The organism is Pseudomonas sp. 5P_3.1_Bac2 (genome assembly GCF_025465995.1).
Lineage (GTDB): Bacteria > Pseudomonadota > Gammaproteobacteria > Pseudomonadales > Pseudomonadaceae > Aquipseudomonas.
In genome coordinates this window covers 394,412-413,801 of record NZ_JANLNY010000006.1, presented here as the reverse complement: position 1 = coordinate 413,801, position 19,390 = coordinate 394,412, and the positions used below count along the sequence as shown (strand labels likewise).

Here is a 19,390-nt window from a genome sequence, read left to right as displayed (position 1 = left end):
TACTCCTAACGCTTATGGCCGGTGTCCAACTTGCGCTCCAGGTGCTGCGAGTAGCGCGACATGGCAAAGCAAAACAGCCAGAAAATCAGCGCAGCAAACACATAGCCTTCAGTGGCCATGCCCAGCCAAGCCGGATCGGTAGACGCTTGTTTAATGCTGTTGAGCAGGTCGAACAGACCGATGATGATCACCAGGCTGGTGTCCTTAAACAGCGCAATAAAGGTGTTAACGATGCCCGGGATCACCAGCTTGAGCGCCTGCGGCAAAATCACCAGGCCCATCATTCGCCAGTAGCCCAGGCCCATGGCCGCAGCCGCCTCGTACTGGCCCTTGGGGATGGCCTGCAAGCCGCCACGCACCACTTCGGCGATATAGGCGCTCTGGAACAAAATCACACCAATCAGCGCGCGCACCAATTTGTCGAAGCTCAGGCCTTCGGGCAGGAACAGCGGCAACATCACCGAGGACATAAACAGCACGGTAATCAGCGGCACACCGCGCCAGAACTCGATAAAGGTCACGCAGATAACCCGTATCGCCGGCATCTGCGAACGTCTTCCCAGGGCCAGCAAAATGCCCAAGGGCAAGGCGCCAGCAATGCCCACCGCGGCGATCACCAAGGTCAGCATAAGGCCGCCCCACTGGCTGGTCGGCACCCCAGTCAAACCGCCAAAACCACCGTGCAGCAGCCAGTAAGCCAAACATGGATAAGCCACCAGCAAAGCCAAGGCATAGCGCACCTTGTGCGGCATCCGCGGGACAAACAGCGGCGCCACGGCGAGCACCGCCAGCCACAGGGTTAAATCCACCCGCCAGCGCAGCTCAGTGGGGTAAAAACCATACATAAACTGGCCGATGCGCTGCTGCACAAACACCCAGCATGCGCCGCCACTGGTGCAATCGGCGCGGCTCGTGCCCTGCCAGTCGGCGTCGATAAAGGCCCACTGCAGTAACGGTGGCAGGGTCAGCCACAACAGGTAGACGGCCAAACAGGTCAGCAGCGTATTCATCCAGCCGCTAAACAGGTTACTGCGCAACCAGGCCAGCGTGCCTACGCTGGTGCGTGGCGGCGGCATATCGGGTTTGAATGTGTAGGTCTGCATGGCTAACGCTCGATCAGCGCAATGCGCTTGTTATAGGCGTTCATCAGCATGGAAATACTGATACTGATGGCCAGGTACACGCTCATGGTGATGGCGATCACCTCGATGGCTTGGCCGGTTTGATTGAGCACCGTGCCGGCAAACAGCGAGACCATATCGGGGTAGCCGATACCGGCCGCCAGCGAGGAGTTCTTCACCAGGTTCAGGTACTGGCTGGTCAGGGGCGGAATGATTACCCGCAGCGCCTGGGGGATGATCACCAGGCTCAGGGTTTTGCCCGCAGCCAAACCCAACGAACGGGCCGCCTCGGTTTGTCCGTGGTTGACCGACTTGATCCCGGAACGGACGATCTCGGCGATAAACGCGGCGGTGTAGATACTCAGCGCCAGCAGCAAGGCCAAGAGCTCCGGAATCAGCACCCAGCCGCCGCGAAAATTAAACCCGGTCAACTGCGGCACGCTCACACTCAACGGCGCGCCGAAGATCACGCTGGCCAGCGCCGGCAAGCCCAGCACTAACGCCACCACGCAAGGCCACAGCGGGAAGGTTTTACCGCTGGCCTCAAAGCGCGCGCGCGCCCACCGTCTAAGCAGTACCGCGCCGATCAGTGCCAGCAACAAAGCCCCGAGGCCCGCAGCCCAGCCGCCGTCAGCACTGAGTGCCGGCAGGTAGAGACCACGGTTATTGAGAAACAGCCCTTCGCTCAGTTGCAGACTTTGCCGCGGCCCCGGCAGCGCCAGCATCACGGCGAAGTACCAAAAGAAGATCTGCAACAGCGGCGGGATATTGCGGAAGATTTCGATATAGACGCTGGCCAGTTTATTCAGCAGCCAGTTCGGCGACAGGCGCGCCACGCCGATGGCAAAGCCGAGCGCGGTGGCCAACACGATGCCAATCAGCGACACCAGCAAGGTGTTGAGTAACCCGACGAAGAACACCCGGCCGTAGCTGTTGCTCTCTTGGTAATCAATCAGGTGCTGGGCAATGCCAAAACCGGCGCTGTTATTTAAGAAGGCAAAGCCCGAGGTGATCCCGCGTTTGGCTAAATTAGTTTGGGTGTTATCGAACAGAAACCAGCCCAAGGCGACCACCGCCAGCACTGCCAGCAGTTGAAACAGCCAGGCGCGCACTTGTGGGTCGGCCCAAAACCTTGCCCGCGCTGGAGCAATCTTGGCAGAACTTGGCATAACGGCCCTCGGCAAACGCCACTCTGCATCAGCCAGCCGTGGCGCTAGGGAGTCAGAACAACGCTGGCTGGTGCTTATGCCCAGCCAGCGACGGCTGGTTTAGCGCACCGGCGGTGCGTACTGCAGGCCACCTTTGTTCCACAGGGCATTGAGGCCACGCTCGATCTTCAACTCGCTACCAGCGCCGACGTTGCGCTCGAAGCTTTCCGAGTAGTTACCCACTTGCTTGATGATCTGCACGGCCCAGTCTTTAGGCAGCTTCAGATCCTTGCCAAACTCACCTTCTAAGCCGAGCAAACGGGCTACGTCAGGGTTTTTGGTGGACTTGGCTTGCTCCAGCACGTTGGCCGAAGTCACGCCCAACTCTTCGGCGTTAAGCATGGCGAACAGCGACCAGCGCACCACGTCGAACCACTCCTCATCGCCTTGGCGGACCACCGGGCCCAGAGGCTCCTTGGAGATCACTTCCGGCAGCACCACATAGGAATCCGGGTCCGCCAGCTTGATGCGCTGGGCATAGAGCTGCGATTGGTCCGAGGTCAGCACATCGCAACGTCCGGCTTCCACTGATTTGGCGCTTTCATCGCTGGTGTCGTAGGTGATGGGGGTGTACTTCAGGCCATTGGCGCGGAAGTAGTCGGAGAGATTGAGTTCGGTGGTGGTGCCGGCCTGGATGCACACCGTGGCGCCATCCAGCTCTTTGGCACTGCTGACGCCGAGCTTTTTATTCACCAGAAAGCCTTGCCCGTCGTAGTAAGTCACGCCAGTGAAGCTCAGGCCCAGACCGGCATCGCGGGAGCTGGTCCAGGTGGTGTTACGCGACAGAATGTCGATTTCCCCGGACTGCAGCGCAGTGAAGCGCTCTTTGGCGGTCAGCGGGCTGTACTTAACCTTAGTCGCATCGCCAAACACCGCAGCGGCTACAGCGCGGCACACATCCACATCCAAGCCCAGATACTTACCTTCTTTATCTGCGTAGGAAAAACCCGGCAGACCGTCGCTGATCCCGCACTGTACAAAGCCCTTTTTCTGAATCGCATCCAAGGTTGCCCCAGCTTGGGCAAATCCGCTGACACTGAGTGCTGCTGCAGTCGTCAGAATGGCCAATGTGGATTTCACCATTTTCATTAAAACCTCCAGTTGCTTTTGTTGTGTTTGGAGTCTCGCGGCCGGCGCTTTACCCTTGTGGGGATTGCAGCACAGCGCCAACAGCTAAGGTTTGAGTCTAGTCGGCCCTCCAAGGCCCAGCCATCAACCTGTAGCGCCCAGTTTTAGAGGGCTTGAGACGAGTCACAGAACAGTTGCTGCCAGCCGGCAGCCTGTAGCGAACCTGTTTAAACGTTGGTAAAAGCAGCATCAGCTGAAAGGCTTTTGCGCAGTATTGAGAAGGACTGGCAAACACCACTGCATCAGTGATCTGGACATTACTGCAAAGCCCATACCAGTCAGCAGATCAGGTCACAATCTGGACTTTTGTCCGATAAAACTGACCAATTGCACACCCCTTAATGGCCGCTCCTCGGCGGCCCTGGATTCATTTTCGCGCGCCTTAAGCGCGCCTTTGCACCACTGCGGAGCCATCATGACTGCCCCCCTGATTGTTGAACCCAGCGTCACCGCCGATGCCTGTGTGATTTGGCTGCACGGCCTGGGCGCCGACTGCTACGACTTTTTACCCGTCGCCCAGTTGCTGCAAAAGCGTCTGCACAGCACCCGCTTCATCCTGCCGCAAGCACCGACCCAAGCCGTAACCATCAACGGCGGTTACGCCATGCCCAGCTGGTACGACATCCTCGCCATGAGCCCAGCGCGGGCGATCAATCGCCAGCAACTAGACGCCTCGGCGCAACAAGTCATCGACTTGCTTGAGCAGCAGCGTGACAGCGGCATCAACCCCGCGCGAATTATCCTCGCCGGCTTCTCCCAAGGCGGCGCCGTAGTGCTGCACACCGCCTTCCTGCGCTGGCAATTCGCCTTAGGCGGAGTGATGGCGTTGTCCACCTACGCCCCGACCTTTAGTGATGAAGTGCAATTGGCAGATACAAAAAGACAACTGCCCGTACTATGTTTGCATGGCACATTCGACGATGTGGTATTGCCAGCCATGGGGCGCGCGGCCCATGACTATCTGTTAGCCGCCGGGGTGCCGGTGCAATGGCGCGACTATCCAATGAGCCACGAAGTGGTCAATGAAGAACTCGCCGACATCGCCCAGTGGTTGGAGCAACGCCTTAACCCATAATTTTCAGGATGAATGCCCATGCCTAGCACTCCGGCGATCAAATCGCTGCGCGATATTCGCCAGATCGAGCAAACCCCATTGGCCGCCCGGCAACTGCCGGCCAGTACCTATGCCCTGATCCAACGTAGCGCTGCGCTGTACCCCGAGTCCCCGGCCCTGTCATTCATCCTGCAAGCAAGCGAGGGAGAACCGGTATACCGGCTCTCCTACACAGAACTGCTGGCGAAAGTCACCCAGACGGCCAATGCTTTGCATGACTTGGGATTACGTCCGGGCAAGGCGGTATCGTTCTTACTGCCGAACCTGCCACAAACCCACTTCACCATCTGGGGCGGCGAAGCGGCGGGCATTGTCAACGCGATTAACCCGCTGCTGGAACCTGCGCATATTGCCGAGCTGATCCACGCGGCTGACACCGAAATTCTCGTAACCCTAGCGCCCTTCCCCGGCACCGATCTGTGGGCCAAGGTGGCACAGCTGCGCGGCCAGTTGCCCGCGCTTAAAACCATTATCTGCGTCGACATCGCCAACTTGCTGCCTGAACCGATGCGCAGCGCCGTCAAAGCGCAGCGCGGCCCGTTACCTGAAGGCGTGCTGGACTTCGATCAGTTAATCGCCCAGTACCCCAGCGATCACCTGCAAAGCGGCCGGGTCATTGCTGCCGATGAGATCGCCAGTTACTTCCATACCGGCGGCACTACCGGCACGCCGAAACTGGCGCCACACAGCCACGGCAACGAAGTGGCCATGGCCTACAGCATGAACCTGGTGACCAACTTCGGCCCCGGCGATGTGGCGCTGTGCGGCCTGCCACTGTTTCACGTCAATGGCGTGGTGGTCACCGGTCTCACGGCCTTCTATGGCGGCGCCGAGGTGCTCGTCGCCACTGCGCAGGGCTACCGCACGCCTGCACTGATCACTAATTTCTGGAAAATCATCGAGCGGCATAAAGTCAGTTTCTTTAGCGGCGTGCCGACTATTTATGCCGGCCTGCTGCAAGTGCCCAGCGCTGGCCACGACTTAAGCTCGTTACGCTATGCCCTGTGCGGCGCGGCGCCGATGCCGGTGGAGCTGATCCGCCAGTTTGAAAGCAAAACCGGCCTGACCCTCATTGAAGGCTACGGCCTGACCGAAGGCACCTGCGGCACCTGCGCCAACCCTCCTGCCGGGGAACGCCGGCCCGGCTCCATCGGCCTGCCGATGCCTTATTGCCAGGTTGAAATCAAATTGCTGGATGAACAGGGCCAGTTTGTGCGCAACGCGGCGCCCAATGAAATCGGCAACCTGTGCATCCGTGGTCCTAGCGTGTTTAAAGGCTACTTGCCGGCCAGCAAGAACGCCGGCATCTGGGTCGATGGCGACTGGTTCAACACCGGCGACCTGGCCCGGGTCGATGCCGACGGTTATGTATGGCTGACCGGGCGCAGTAAGGATCTGATCATCCGTGGCGGCCACAACATCGATCCGCAGATGATCGAAGAAGCCCTGCACAAGCATCCCGCTGTGGCCCTGGCCGCAGCGGTGGGCAAACCCGATGAGAAAGCCGGCGAGCTGCCCGTGGTGTATATCCAGCTCAAGCCAGGTGCCAAGGCCAGTGAGCAGGAACTGCTGGAGCACGCCGCCGCGCATATCCCGGAACGCGCCGCGATCCCGAAAAACGCCTGGATCATCGACAGCATCCCAGTGACTGCCGTGGGCAAGACGTTTAAACCTGAGCTGCGCTTTGAGGCGATTCGCCGGGTTTACCAAGAGCTGGTCAGCGCTCTGGACCCGGCAGCGCGGGTCGAAGTGCTTGCCGACAGCCGTCGCGGCCAGGTCGCCCACATCCACTTAAGCCGTCACGATGCGCAACTGGCGCAAAGCATCACGGCCCGCTTAAGCGGCTTTGCCGTGGCCATTACCCTGCATCAGCCAAGTTAAGCGCTGGCCTTGAGTCTTATCGAGGTGAGGCTCAAGGCTGTGCAGGTGCGACCTATCTTTACTTTTGCGACTAATTCCACGCTGCTAAGCATGCGTGAACAACTAAAGTCGCTGTGGGCCTGTTATGGTGAGCGCCATTCAGGCCTCTTGCAGGCCTCAGCTGCGCCGCCAGACAAGGCAAACCGGTCGGGCTCTTCGCCACACCGGCTTCTTGCATTACACTGGCGACCGTTCATTCCTTAACCAATTGATGAGATGGCCGTGCTCAAAGCACTTAAGAAAATCTTCGGTAAAGCCGAGGGCCACCAGCCCACCGCCTCTGCAACTCCAGCGCCCGTGACGCCAGCGGCCAAGCCGCAGTCCGCAACCCCAGTGGCAAAACCTGTGCAGCACAGCAAAGCCCGCGCCACTGACAGCGTGGCCAAGTCTGCGCCCGCTCAGGACAAGCCGGTCAAAGCGCGCCGCGAACGCCCTGCCAAACCAGTCGATAACTGGCAGTTGGCCGACTTCGTGGTGGAGCCTGCCGAAGGCAAGACCCGTTTCCATGACTTCAAGCTCTCAGCGGAGCTGATGCATGCCATTCATGACCTCGGTTTCCCTTACTGCACGCCGATCCAGGCGCAGGTGCTGGGCTTTACCTTAAGTGGCCGCGATGCCATTGGCCGGGCGCAAACCGGCACCGGTAAAACCGCCGCGTTCCTGATTTCGATCATCACTCAGCTGCAGCAAACGCCACCGCCGAAAGAGCGCTATATGGGCGAACCGCGCGCGCTGATCATCGCCCCCACCCGTGAGCTGGTGGTGCAGATCGCTAAAGACGCTGCGGCGCTGACCAAGTACAGCGACCTCAACGTAATGAGCTTTGTCGGCGGCATGGACTTCGATAAACAGCTCAAGCAATTGGAATCGCGCTACTGCGACATTCTGGTGGCCACCCCAGGGCGCCTGCTCGACTTTAACCAGCGCGGCGAAGTGCACCTGGACATGGTCGAAGTGATGGTGCTGGACGAAGCCGACCGCATGCTCGACATGGGCTTTATCCCGCAAGTGCGCCAGATCATCCGCCAGACCCCGATGAAGGGCGAGCGGCAGACGCTGCTGTTCTCCGCCACCTTCACCGAAGACGTGATGAACCTGGCCAAGCAGTGGACCACGGACCCGGCCATCGTCGAAATCGAACCGGAAAGCGTGGCCAGCGACACCGTTGAACAGCACGTCTACGCCGTGGCCGGCAGCGACAAATACAAGCTGCTGTATAACCTGATCACCCAGAACGACTGGACGCGGGTGATGGTCTTCGCCAACCGCAAAGACGAAGTGCGGCGTATCGAAGAACGCCTGACCCGCGACGGCGTCAGCGCCGCGCAGATGTCCGGCGACGTGCCGCAGCACAAACGGATCAAAGTGTTGGAAGGCTTCCGCGAAGGCAAGATTCGCGTACTCGTGGCCACTGACGTAGCCGGTCGGGGTATCCACGTCGACGGCATCAGCCACGTGATCAACTTCACTCTGCCCGAAACCCCAGACGACTACGTGCACCGTATTGGCCGTACCGGCCGCGCTGGCACCAACGGCACCTCGATCAGCTTTGCCGGTGAAGACGACGCTTACGCCCTGCCCGCCATCGAAGCCTTGCTGGGACGTAAAATCGCCTGCGAAATGCCCCCGGATGAGTTGCTTAAAGCCGTGCCGCGCTCGCACTAAGCAACGCTTGCTGCAGAAAAAACGAAGCCTCAGCGCTTCGTTTTTTTTCGTCTCGGTTTAGCGCCAGGTTTAGTGGCTAAACAGCTCCAGCTGTTCATGCTGGCCACGCAAGTCATGCAAGCGCACCCCTACGCCGAGCAAACGCACCGCTTTGTTGCCACGGGCATACGCCGCGCTGAGCAACCGCTGGTAACTGTCCAGATCACGGCCCGCGCCGTGCTGCTCCAAGGTGGTCTGGGTAAAGTCATGGAACTTGACCTTCACAAACGGCTTGCCGGCCCGGTAGCTCGGATCTAGCCGCGCCAAACGCCGCGTCAGCTCCTCCAGTAATCCAGGCAGTTGCGCGAGGCAACTGGGCAAGTCCGGTAAATCTTGCTCGAAGGTGTTCTCCACGCTCACGGACTGCCGCCGGCTATCGTTTTGCACCGGCCGCTCATCAATGCCCTGGGCCAAGCCCCACAAGCGCTCGCCGAAACTGCCGAATTCTTTGACCAAGGCCAGCTTCTGCCATTGGCGGAGATCGCCACAGGTGCGAATGCCATGCCGTGCAAGTCGCTGCGCGGTGACCTTACCCACCCCATGCAATTTGCTCACGGGCAGTTCAGCGACAAAGTCAGCCACCTGCGCCGGGGTAATCACAAATAAACCGTCGGGCTTCTTCCAGTCACTGGCGATCTTGGCCAGAAACTTATTCGGCGCCACCCCGGCGGACACGGTGATATGCAACTGCTGTGAGACGCGCCGACGAATCTCCTGCGCGATGCGCGTGGCGCTGCCGGCAAAGTGCGTACTGGCGCTGACATCCAAGTAGGCTTCATCCAGCGATAGCGGCTCGATCAACTCGGTGTAATCACGAAAAATGCCGTGGATTTCCTGCGACACCGCCTTGTACACATCCATCCGTGGTTTGACGATGACCAAGTCCGGGCACAACTTCAGCGCCTGCGCCGAAGCCATCGCCGAACGCACGCCATAGGCCCGCGCCTCGTAGTTACAGGTGGCAATCACCCCGCGGCGCTCAGCCGAACCACCGACCGCCAGCGGTTTGCTGGCGAGGCTCGGGTCATCACGCATCTCCAGGGCAGCGTAAAAGCAGTCGCAGTCAACATGAATAATTTTGCGCATGTTCATCGCCGCTGCTCCTAAGCAAGCAGGCCGCTGGCCACAGCACTGTGCCAGAAAGCTGCAGCAGACGGAGCGACATAAGGCGACGGGAACATGAGCATGACAATCAACTGAATCCTGAGCGGAAGAAGGCCCCGCCGCTGGCGAGGCAGCGCGACTCTAGCGCATCCACAGCCTTAGCGGCTACGCCAAAAGTACCCTTAAAGGCCCAAGGTATAGCGCTAAGCTTCTGAATAAAAAAGAATTATGGGTAAATTTAAGTTGACACGAAGAGCTATCTGTATAGAATGGCCGGCGCGGGATGGAGCAGTCTGGTAGCTCGTCGGGCTCATAACCCGAAGGTCGTCGGTTCAAATCCGGCTCCCGCAACCAAATATCAAAAGCCACTCAATAGAGTGGCTTTTTTTATGGGCGCAGTTTTTATCTAGCCTGCGCCCTACCCCAAGACCTTAGCCGGCACTGGCCAACCCGAAGGCTGGCCAGTGCCTTGCGATCACTCCACCGGATGGGTGCCGGCGGTGTTATTGATCAGGCTTTGCGTCGCGGTCTGGATGTAAGCATCCAGCTTCAGCTTGAACTGCTGGCCTGCTTCATTGAACTCCAGCGGCCAGCCTTTCGGATCGCTGCCCAACTGATAGCCCCAGGCCTTGGCCGGCATGTCCTTAGGCTGCACGATCAACTCGCCGCCATGAATCAGAGCAACGGTTTGATCACTGCCCGATGGCTTGATGATGCCGAAGCCTTGATCGCCCTCCGCCAAGTTCAGCAAATCACGGCCCCAGCACTGCTGCCGGTACTCACCGCCCAAGCGGCCCATGATGGTTGGCACGATATCCACTTGGGTACCGACCACCTGGCTGTCGGCGCCGAACTTATCCTGAATGCCCGGGGCAATCAGCAGCAGCGGCACGTTAAAGCGCCCCAAGTCCATATCGGTGATCTGCTGCTCATTACCAAAGCCGTGATCACCCACCACCACAAACAACGTGTCTTTGAAGTAAGGCTCTTGCTTAGCCTTGGCAAAGAACTGGCCCAGCGCCCAATCGGCGTAGCGCATCGCGGTTAAGTGCTCGTTCAAGCTACCGCGATCGGTCACTGCTGCAACCGGCAATGGCGTCGGCAGGGCATATGGCGTGTGGTTCGACAGGGTTTGCAGCAAGGCATAGAACGGCTTCTTGCCATCGCGCTGTTTGAGCTCCTGCAAAGCGCGGTCAAACATGTCCTGGTCCGAGACACCCCAGGTTGGGTCAGAGAACACCGGATCGACAAAGTCATTACGACCAATAAAGGTGGTCATACCTTGGTTGCCGAAAAAGCCCGACTGGTTGTCCCAGGCGAAGTCGCCGTTATACACGTAGACATCATCGAAATTGCGCGGCTTAAGCACGGCCGGCAAGCCAGAGAGCTTGTGTGCCCCTTCCGGGGTCTGCATCAGGTACTCAAAACCTGGCATGTTGGGGAAACACGCCATGGTGGCAAACATACCCTGGTGGGTGTGGGTGCCATTGGAGAAGAAGCGCTTAAACAGCAAACCTTCTTGGGCCAACTGATCAAAGTACGGGGTGATCTCGCTCTTGCCACCCATGATGCCCACCGAGTGACCAGCGAAGCTTTCCATCAGAATGACCACCACATTGCGCACTGCCGGCAAGGTTTTGTCGGCATCTGGCAGGGTGTCGCGGCGCACTGGCGCTTGGTCAGCGTCAACCAAGGTGTCCTGCGGGGTCAATAGCATGTCACGCACAAGCTGCTGAGCTTGATCGGCAGGCAGGGTGCTCTTCCAGATATTGTCGCGGTCTTCGCCCATCTGGTTGCGTGCCGCCTCAATCAGCGACAGAGTGCCATTGACGCCCAACTGGTTAATAAACAGTGAGTTGGTGGTGTATGCATCCCCCCAACGCATGGGCGGCCCCTGACGTAAAGTGCCACGGATGGCCAAAGTCGTTATCACCACGCAGCACAGCAACACGACCATACGCACCGGCAAACCTGCCGTGTTTTTCACCGCTACCGCGGCCGACGAGCTCGCGCGCGGCCGCCAGGTCAGGCGATCAATACGCAGGAACAGCCAATACAGCAATGCCGTACCGGCCAGCCAAGCAAGCAGATAACGCACCACCGGGAAACCGTACCAGATCATGCTCAGCACGGTTTTGGGATCTTCTTTAACGTACTGGAACACCAGACCGTTTAAGCGTTGGTGAAACTCTCGGTAGAAGTCCAGCTCCATACAGCCCAGCAGGATCATCACGCAAGAAGCGAACACCAGCCACAGGCGCATCAATCCGCGCGCAGCCATGGCCCTGACACTTAACAGGCACAGTAATAAAGGTGCACTGACATAAGCTATTAGGCGTAAATCGAAGCGCAGACCATTAAAGAAGCCCTCAAGGATCACGCTTAAGGGCGTGTCGAGGATCATCTCGCGGTTATAGAGCAGCAACGCCAGACGCAGCAGACTTAACAGCAGCATCATTAAAACGCTACTGAGCGCGACAAAGGCTAGGTGAGATTTAACCGAGGGCGCCGCAGCGCGCTGGGGTGGTGCAGAATCCAAACGACTAGTGTGAGGCATAGAGGACTTCAAAGTGGGTTGAGGTTCGAATGAACGAATTCAGCTTCTAACAGACTGCACACCGCCGCCTTTAGTGCCTCACCCTGCCAGAGATAAGCAGAGCAGTGCTTGCACCGGCTAAGCGCTAAGCAGACAACGTGAGCTAGCTTCGCCGTGACACTAGAACACCCCTGCTAACTGGCAGGGTCCGCACAGCAACATAAGGGTCTTCATCCGTGATTTCTCCTGTTTACTGGTGCCAACATAGTGGATTGCCCGTGAAAAGATAGTGAAAAACACTTAAGACCCAGCAGCAAAATGCTTCCTAAACCCTTTACAGCGCCCAGCCTGCGCCACTAAACCAATGATTTACTTAAAAAATCTTGACAGCTAGGCGGATCTATATAGAATGGCCGGCGCGGGATGGAGCAGTCTGGTAGCTCGTCGGGCTCATAACCCGAAGGTCGTCGGTTCAAATCCGGCTCCCGCAACCAGATACTCAAAAAAGGCCACTCAATCGAGTGGCCTTTTTTGTTTGGTCGAATTAATTATTTAAGTTATTGATTAAAAACCAGAAATCGATTGACAGCAGAGCGTATCTGTATAAAATGGCCGGCGCGGGATGGAGCAGTCTGGTAGCTCGTCGGGCTCATAACCCGAAGGTCGTCGGTTCAAATCCGGCTCCCGCAACCAAATATCAAAAGCCACTCTACTGAGTGGCTTTTTTTATGGCCGCGATTTCATCCACTGCGCCCTTACCGCTAGCAGCCTACCGTTAGTCGCCTTTCTCGGACCGGTACTTGGAAGATCATCAGAGCCCCCACATGCTGTGGCCAACTCAGCATGAGGTGCTTGATGCACAGCAACCCCCTCCCCGTCGATTCCCCCTCGGCAACCGAAGCGTCCAAACCAGCCCGCTGGTTACTGCGCCTAAGCGCTTACCGCCAACCCCTAAGCCTGTTAATTACCGCTCTGCTGTTTGCCCTGGGCTTATTTGCCTGCTGGCATTTGCTCCGCGAACTCGATCCGGACAGCCTACGCAGCGCGCTGCATGAGATCCCCGACTGGCGTTTGCTGGCCGGTGTCGGCGCGACCGCACTGAGCTTTATTGCCCTGCTGGGCTACGAATGGTCGGCGTGCCGCTACACCGGGGTGCGCCCCTCACTGCGCGGCATGGCCATGGCCAACTTCTGCGCCTCGGCCATTGGCAACGCAATTGGCTTTGCCTTGTTCACCGGCGGCTCGGTGCGCTATCGCCTATATAGCAGAGAGAAAGTCAGTAACGCCGATATTGCCCGCATCACTTTATTTGCCAGCCTGGCGCTAGGTTGCGCACTGCCTCCGCTGGCCGCCCTGGCCGCCCTGCTTAACCCCAGCGCTGCCGCACAAGCCCTGCACTTATCTGCCAACCTGGTACTGCTCAGCGCCAGCGCCGTGTTACTCGCCAGCGCGGCAATCTTGGTGCTTTTGGCTAAACGTCGCGACCTGCAAACCCAGACTCTAGGCAGTGTATTGATCCGCTTAGGCAAGCGCCGCGTGCGCCTGCCAGGGTTACGCCTGAGCGCCTTGCAACTGCTGATTACCCTGCTCGATGTCAGCGCTGCGGCGGCGGTGCTGTATCTGCTGCTGCCTGAGGCGCCGCCATTCACGGCCTTCATTCTGGTTTACCTGTTAGCCTTGGCCGCGGGCGTACTCAGCCATATTCCCGGCGGCGTCGGGGTGTTTGAAGCCGTGCTGCTGGCGGCCTTTGCCAATCAGCTGGGGGCTGCGCCCCTGGCCGCGGCACTGCTGCTGTATCGCCTGATCTACATCGGCCTGCCCTTGCTCCTGGCTTGTATCCTGCTGCTGGCCAACGAGGCCGGGCGCTGGCTGCCCGCCGGCCGCCAGGCCGTGCGGTTTACCTCTGGCCTGGCGGCGCCGATTCTCGCCACCATGGTGTTTCTCTCCGGGGTGGTGCTGCTGTTCTCCGGCGCCACACCCGCCTCGGATACCCGCCTGGAGTACTTAAGCTTCCTAGTGCCCCATCGCCTGATCGATGCCTCGCACTTGGCCGCCAGTCTGGTCGGTGTGCTGTGCCTGCTGCTCGCCCACGGCCTGCACCGGCGCTTATCCGCCGCCTGGATGCTGACCATCTGCCTGCTGATTGGCGGCGCCGGCCTGTCGATCCTCAAGGGCTTCGACTGGGAAGAAGCCAGCTTACTGCTGCTTACGGCCGGCTTGCTGCTGCTGTTTCGCCACGCGTTTTATCGGCCGAGCCGCTTGCTCGCCACCCCCTTGTCCTTAAGTAACTTAGTCGCCAGCGCCGGGGCATTGGCCGCCTCGTTGTGGCTTATGTTCTTCGCTTACCAAGACGTGCCCTACAGCCATGAGCTGCTGTGGCAATTTGCGGTAGACGCCGACGCGCCACGCACCCTGCGCGCCGCCTTAGCCAGTGGCGTGCTACTGAGCCTGATTGCGCTGCTCTGGCTGCTGCGACCAAGCCCCATGGTGATTGAAACGGTCACCGAGGAGCAGCTGGAGCAAGCGCGCGACATCGTCAAAGCCTCCAACCAACCCGATGGCGGCTTGGTGCTGACCAGCGATAAGGCCTTGTTGTTTAACCCTGCCGGCGATGGCTTTTTGATGTTTGCCCGCCATGGCCGCAGCCTGATCGCCTTGTTCGACCCCATCGGCCCGCCCCAATGCCGTGCCGAGCTGATCTGGCAATTCCGCGACCTTTGCGATTTGCAGCATGCGCGCCCGGTGTTTTATCAGGTGCGTGCCGAGAACCTGCCCTATTACATGGACATCGGCCTCACGGCGCTCAAGCTCGGTGAAGAGGCGCGGGTCAACCTGCTCAGCTTTGACCTTGAGCAAAAGAGCAAGGCCATGAAGGATCTGCGCTACACCCTCAGCCGTGGCCAGCGTGATGGCTTGCAGCTGCATATTTACCCAGCTGGCCAGGCCCCATTAGATGCCCTGGAGGCCATTTCCAGCGCCTGGATGCTGGGTAAAAACGTGCGTGAGAAAGGCTTCTCCCTCGGCCGCTTTGACACCAAGTACCTGCAGCACTTTCGCATCGCCGTGATCAACTTCAACGGCGCGCCGGTGGCCTTCGCCAACCTGCTGGAGACCTCCAGCAAGGAACTGGCCAGCCTCGACCTGATGCGCGTCCACCCGGATGCACCGAAGCTGACCATGGAATTTCTGATGCTCAACCTGCTGCTGCACTTTAAAGACAGCGGCCATGAGCGCTTCAGCCTCGGCATGGTGCCCTTGGCCGGTCTGCAACTGCGCCGTGGCGCGCCTTTCACCCAGCGCTTGGGCTCACTGCTGTATCAACGTGGGGAGCAGTTTTACAACTTCCAAGGTCTACGTCGTTTTAAAGATAAATTTATGCCGGACTGGGAGCCACGCTATATGGCCGTGCCCGCCGGCCTTGATCCATTAGTGGCCTTAGCTGACACTGCGGCATTGATCGCCGGCGGTTACAGCGGCCTGGTTAAACGCTGAGGCAACATGCTTAAACGGTATTGGCGCAGAGTATTGCTCGTAGTAGCCCTGATCTTATTAGGCGTGGCCGTGCTGCTGTGGAATCGCCCAGCCAACCCCGCCCGGGTGGTGCACAAGACCTTGGCCGATGGCAGCAGCCTGACCCAAGCCAATGCCTTAGGCGCGGCCACGGCGCGAGTGCTACTGGTCAACCCCAGCGAACAATTATTAAGCGACGACGACCTGCTGGAGCTGGCCGAAAACAGCGGCGCACGCATCGTGCAAATCAGCCTGCCCGATAGCTGCAGTGCCCTGCAAGCACGCAGCCAAGCGGCCATTGCCCGACTCGGCGAGCCGACCCTTGTGGCCGGCATCGGCCCTGGCGCCGCGTTTGCCTGGCGCTGGCTGGCCGGGCAAAGCAGCGACAACGCCCAGGCCCTGTCGATTGGCTTTAGCCTCAAACAAGCGGATTGTGCTCAACCCTTGCCGGAGAAAGCCGAACACGGCAAATGGAACATCGCCTGGAACGACAACCCCGATGATGACAGCGCACGCTTCGCCCGCGAGCAAATGAACGCGCAAACCAGCATCAGCGACTACGACAGCACCCTCAGCGAACTGCTCAAGCAAGGCATCGAGCAAGCCTTAAGTGGCGCCGCCGCACCTATCCCAGTGGTGGAAGTGACCCAGCAAGAGAGCGCCGATACGGTCACCCTGTTCTACTCCGGCGATGGCGGCTGGCGCGATCTGGATCGCGACGTCGCCGAACAAATGGCCCAGCGCGGCTATCCGGTAGTCGGCATCGACGCCCTGCGCTACTTCTGGCAACACAAGAGCCCGGCCCAAGCAGCCAGCGATTTAAGCAACCTGATGCAGGAATACCGCACCGAGTGGCAAGCCAAGCGCTTTGTGCTGGCTGGCTTCTCCTTTGGCGCCGATGCCCTGCCGGCGATCTATAACCAGCTGCCCAGCGCTGATCAACAGCAGGTCGACGCCATTTTGCTGCTAGCCCTGGGCCGTAGCGGCAGCTTCCAGATCGAGGTAGAGGGCTGGCTCGGCCAGGCCGGTCAGGAAGCCGCCACCGGCCCAGAACTGGCCAAGCTGCCCGCCGAAAAAGTGCTGTGCGTGTACGGCAGCGAAGAAGCCGACAGCAGTGGCTGCACGCAAAGCTCAGCCGTGGGCGAGATGCTGCAACTGCCTGGCGGCCATCATTACGATGAAAACTACCCCGCCTTGGCCGAGAAACTTCTGAAAGCTATCGAAAAACGCCAGCAAGCCAAGCCGTTAAATTGATCTGGGTAGGTTCTTTGCTTATACAAAGGGTTAGTCTTGTACCAATCCTGCCAAAAAGTGCGGGAATATAAGGAACCCTGATGAGCCAACTCACGCCCCGTTACAACCGTTTATCCATCGCCCTGCATTGGCTAATGCTGCTGCTTATCGCCGCGGTATATGCCTGTATTGAACTCAGGGTCAACTACCCCAAAGGCAGCGACCTGCGCGAGCTGCTCAAGCAATGGCACTTTATGCTGGGCCTGGCCGTGTTTGCCTTGGTCTGGCTGCGCTTGCTGGCTCGTACCCTGAGCCCAACGCCGCCGATCACCCCCGCCCTGCCCGTCTGGCAGGCGATTCCGGCCAAGCTTATGCACCTGGCGCTGTATGCCCTGATGATTGGCTTGCCGCTGGTAGGCTGGCTGACTCTCAGCGCGGCCGGGAAGCCAATCCCGTTCTTTGGCCTGCAAGTGCCGGCACTGATTGGCGAAAACGCTGAATTGGCTGGCACCCTTAAACAGTGGCATGAGCTGGCGGGTGTAACCGGTTACTGGCTGATTGGCCTGCACGCCGTGGCGGCGGTGATCCATCACCATATCCTGCGTGATGACACCCTGACCCGCATGCTGCCGGGCAAATCCTCTTAAACCCAGGCCGGTGTGATGCAATAGGTGACGCGCAGAGCTGGTCAAGTCTGAGCGTCACCGCTAGAATTGCGCACTTTTTGATCAGAGGCGCTAAAGCGTCCAGCATCCATCCGTACACGCCTGAGGTTCATCCATGCCCACCCCCGCCACGCCTAAAGTCGGATTCGTTTCACTCGGCTGCCCCAAAGCCCTTGTCGACTCCGAGCGCATCCTCACCCAGTTGCGTATGGAAGGCTACGAAGTGGTGCCGACCTACCAAGACGCTGACGTGGTGGTGGTCAACACCTGCGGCTTTATTGACAGCGCCAAAGCCGAGTCGCTGGAAGTGATCGGTGAAGCCATTGCCGAAAACGGCAAGGTCATCGTCACCGGCTGCATGGGCGTGGAAGAAGGCGCGATTCGCGATGTGCATCCCAGCGTGCTGTCCGTTACCGGCCCGCAGCAGTACGAGCAAGTGCTCAATGCCGTGCACGAAGTGGTGCCGCCCAGCACCGAGCACAATCCACTGATCGACCTGGTACCGCCGCAAGGCGTCAAGCTGACCCCACGTCACTATGCGTACCTGAAGATTTCCGAAGGCTGTAACCACAGTTGCAGCTTCTGCATCATCCCCTCCATGCGCGGCAAGCTGGTCAGCCGCCCGGTGGGTGAAGTGCTCAGCGAAGCCGAGCGTCTGGTCAAAGCCGGCGTCAAAGAGCTGCTGGTGATCTCCCAAGACACCAGCGCCTATGGCGTCGACATGAAGTACAAAACCGACTTCTGGAACGGCCAGCCGGTGAAAACCCGCATGACCGAGCTGTGCCAAGCGCTGTCGAGCATGGGCGTGTGGGTACGCCTGCACTACGTCTACCCATACCCGCACGTCGATGAGCTGATCCCGCTGATGGCCGCCGGCAAGATCCTGCCCTACCTGGATATCCCCTTCCAGCACGCCAGCCCGAAAGTGCTCAAGGCCATGAAACGCCCGGCCTTCGAAGACAAAACCCTGGCCCGCATCAAGGCCTGGCGCGAGATCTGCCCGGAGCTGACCATCCGCTCGACCTTTATCGTCGGCTTCCCCGGCGAAACCGAAGAAGACTTCCAGTACCTACTGGATTGGCTGACCGAAGCACAGCTCGACCGCGTCGGCTGCTTCCAGTATTCGCCTGTGGAAGGTGCGCCGGCCAACCTGCTGGACAACGCCGTACCGGACGAGGTCAAACAAGACCGCTGGGATCGCTTTATGGCACACCAGCAAGCCATCAGCACCGCGCGCCTGCAACTGAAAGTCGGCAAAGAAATGGACGTGCTGATCGATGAAGTCGACGACCAAGGCGCCGTGGCCCGCTGCTACGCCGACGCCCCGGAAATCGACGGCAGCGTGTTTATCGAAAGCACGGCCGTTAAGCCCGGCGATAAAGTCCGCGTGCGCATCGTCGATGCCGACGAGTACGACCTCTGGGCTGAGCTGATCTAAGCCCAAGCTATAAAAAAACCGGCCCCCGTGGCCGGTTTTTTTATAGCTTGGGTAAACCGCCAAAGGCTACTGCTTAAACTCAAAATTAAGCTGTGCGCCTTCCACTGAATCCCAGTAATCGCCGCGCTGCTGATCATTGGTGATCAGTTTGCCGTTGATCTGAAACGGACTCTCCTGCGCCGCCTTCTCGCCAAACATGGGAGGCAGCAGGCCGTCATGGTCACTCTCGTCTTTCTCCACCGGCTGCAGCGGATCAAACACATTCGGCTTTAGGCTCAGGTCAAGCTTGGCTGGGCTCTTCACCTTGGCCCGTACCTCTTTAGCCGGCAGGGTAATGGTCAGCGGCTTGCTTTCATGTTTCAGCTCAACCGCCGCCGAGCTTAGCGGGCGGGCTTGCTCGGCCGTGGCCGGTGCCGGATGCGGGGGCGGCGGTTCTTCGGCTTTAGTCGCTTGCTCTTTAACCTCGACCTTAGGCTGCTCAGGAATCGCAGGAGCAGTCGGCTTAGTGGCTGGCAGTTCTGGCGCAGGCGGACTTTCTACTGGGCTGGGTTGGCTGGCGGCCGGTGGCGCAGTGACAGGCTTGGGCGGTTGGTCAGACTGGTCGCAGGCGAATAATGACAAAGTGCCAATAAGCACTAAAACACGCTGAATTGGTGACATGATTAACTACAGTAACGACCTGATAAAGGCCTATGCTCGCCCCTTGCAG

13 protein-coding genes and 3 tRNA genes are annotated in these 19,390 nt (G+C 59.2%); 10 read left to right on the top strand and 6 right to left on the bottom strand.

The annotated features are described in order from the left end of the window. Positions 1 to 5 precede the first annotated feature (5 nt). The 3 genes from NTD81_RS06290 to NTD81_RS06280 form a co-directional block, all read right to left on the bottom strand. Positions 6 to 1,103, bottom strand: a complete 1,098-nt coding sequence (locus NTD81_RS06290) for an amino acid ABC transporter permease (RefSeq protein ID WP_262180623.1) — start codon at positions 1,101 to 1,103, stop codon at positions 6 to 8. 2 nt (positions 1,104 to 1,105) lie between these two features. Beyond that, positions 1,106 to 2,290, bottom strand: coding sequence for an amino acid ABC transporter permease (locus tag NTD81_RS06285; RefSeq protein ID WP_262180621.1), 1,185 nt, complete (start codon positions 2,288 to 2,290; stop codon positions 1,106 to 1,108). Between the two features lie 99 nt (positions 2,291 to 2,389). After that, on the bottom strand, positions 2,390 to 3,418 hold the full coding sequence (locus NTD81_RS06280) for an amino acid ABC transporter substrate-binding protein (protein WP_262180619.1): 1,029 nt from the start codon (positions 3,416 to 3,418) through the stop codon (positions 2,390 to 2,392). A gap of 454 nt (positions 3,419 to 3,872) precedes the next feature. Here NTD81_RS06280 and NTD81_RS06275 point away from each other — a divergent pair, with 454 nt between their 5' ends. From NTD81_RS06275 to rhlB, 3 genes are all read left to right on the top strand, one after another. Continuing rightward, entirely contained in the window at positions 3,873 to 4,532 is a 660-nt protein-coding gene (locus NTD81_RS06275) for an alpha/beta hydrolase (RefSeq protein WP_262180617.1), read from the top strand. An 18-nt stretch (positions 4,533 to 4,550) separates the two neighbouring features. Further along, positions 4,551 to 6,452 (top strand): acyl-CoA synthetase, encoded by a 1,902-nt coding sequence (locus NTD81_RS06270; RefSeq protein ID WP_262180615.1) that lies wholly within the window; start codon positions 4,551 to 4,553, stop codon positions 6,450 to 6,452. Positions 6,453 to 6,713: 261 nt separating this feature from the next. Further along, positions 6,714 to 8,156 carry an ATP-dependent RNA helicase RhlB gene (rhlB, locus tag NTD81_RS06265; protein ID WP_262180613.1) on the top strand — a complete coding sequence of 481 codons (1,443 nt, stop codon included), beginning with the start codon at positions 6,714 to 6,716 and terminating at the stop codon, positions 8,154 to 8,156. A 69-nt stretch (positions 8,157 to 8,225) separates the two neighbouring features. On the opposite strand, the gene dinB is transcribed toward rhlB, so the two are convergent. Continuing rightward, positions 8,226 to 9,281 carry a DNA polymerase IV gene (gene dinB, locus NTD81_RS06260; protein WP_262182053.1) on the bottom strand — a complete coding sequence of 352 codons (1,056 nt, stop codon included), beginning with the start codon at positions 9,279 to 9,281 and terminating at the stop codon, positions 8,226 to 8,228. A gap of 295 nt (positions 9,282 to 9,576) precedes the next feature. Between dinB and NTD81_RS06255 the strand changes: the two genes are divergently transcribed. Then, positions 9,577 to 9,653 (top strand) — tRNA-Met (locus tag NTD81_RS06255). 121 nt (positions 9,654 to 9,774) lie between these two features. On the opposite strand, the gene NTD81_RS06250 is transcribed toward NTD81_RS06255, so the two are convergent. After that, positions 9,775 to 11,856 carry an LTA synthase family protein gene (locus NTD81_RS06250; RefSeq protein ID WP_262180611.1) on the bottom strand — a complete coding sequence of 694 codons (2,082 nt, stop codon included), beginning with the start codon at positions 11,854 to 11,856 and terminating at the stop codon, positions 9,775 to 9,777. A 396-nt stretch (positions 11,857 to 12,252) separates the two neighbouring features. Between NTD81_RS06250 and NTD81_RS06245 the strand changes: the two genes are divergently transcribed. The 6 genes from NTD81_RS06245 (at position 12,253) to rimO (ending at position 18,681) form a co-directional block, all read left to right on the top strand. Next, positions 12,253 to 12,329, top strand: a tRNA-Met gene (locus NTD81_RS06245). Between the two features lie 122 nt (positions 12,330 to 12,451). Next, positions 12,452 to 12,528 (top strand) — tRNA-Met (locus NTD81_RS06240). Positions 12,529 to 12,690: 162 nt separating this feature from the next. Beyond that, positions 12,691 to 15,327, top strand: a complete 2,637-nt coding sequence (gene mprF, locus NTD81_RS06235; RefSeq protein WP_262180608.1) for a bifunctional lysylphosphatidylglycerol flippase/synthetase MprF — start codon at positions 12,691 to 12,693, stop codon at positions 15,325 to 15,327. A gap of 6 nt (positions 15,328 to 15,333) precedes the next feature. Continuing rightward, positions 15,334 to 16,599, top strand: coding sequence for a virulence factor family protein (locus NTD81_RS06230; RefSeq protein WP_262180606.1), 1,266 nt, complete (start codon positions 15,334 to 15,336; stop codon positions 16,597 to 16,599). 80 nt (positions 16,600 to 16,679) lie between these two features. Beyond that, complete coding sequence (locus tag NTD81_RS06225; RefSeq protein WP_262180604.1) at positions 16,680 to 17,225, top strand: cytochrome b; 546 nt, start codon at positions 16,680 to 16,682, stop codon at positions 17,223 to 17,225. 133 nt (positions 17,226 to 17,358) lie between these two features. After that, entirely contained in the window at positions 17,359 to 18,681 is a 1,323-nt protein-coding gene (gene rimO, locus NTD81_RS06220) for a 30S ribosomal protein S12 methylthiotransferase RimO (RefSeq protein WP_262180602.1), read from the top strand. A gap of 66 nt (positions 18,682 to 18,747) precedes the next feature. On the opposite strand, the gene NTD81_RS06215 is transcribed toward rimO, so the two are convergent. Then, positions 18,748 to 19,341, bottom strand: coding sequence for a hypothetical protein (locus NTD81_RS06215; RefSeq protein ID WP_262180600.1), 594 nt, complete (start codon positions 19,339 to 19,341; stop codon positions 18,748 to 18,750). Between the last annotated feature and the right edge of the window lie 49 nt (positions 19,342 to 19,390).